Origin of the sequence: Bittarella massiliensis (ex Durand et al. 2017) (assembly GCF_017566145.1) — a bacterium.
GTDB classification, from domain to species: Bacteria; Bacillota; Clostridia; order Oscillospirales; family Ruminococcaceae; genus Bittarella; species Bittarella massiliensis_A.
Genome location: NZ_JABFCL010000372.1, coordinates 1 through 211, shown reverse-complemented (window position 1 = coordinate 211; position 211 = coordinate 1). Strand labels below are relative to the sequence as shown.

Genomic DNA, 211 nt, shown 5'->3' with positions numbered 1-211 from the left:
GTCTTCGGCTCCTTTTCTCCGATAGATCCGCCCCGGAGCAGCTCGATCGGATTTGCTTTTCTTACCTGCAACAGGTTGAATGCGAAGGTGATAAATGTAATCGCCGCAAAGAGGAGCACGGTTGAGCTGACGCTGCCAGCGGAAATCTCGTACTGTAAAGGCGTCTCGTATCCGACGATCTTATAAAGCAAAAGAAACATCAGTTTTCCGA

At 49.3% G+C, this 211-nt stretch carries 1 pseudogene; it reads right to left on the bottom strand.

The features are described from left to right. Positions 1-211, bottom strand: a pseudogene (locus HJY11_RS14715) (ABC transporter permease); the annotation flags it as partial.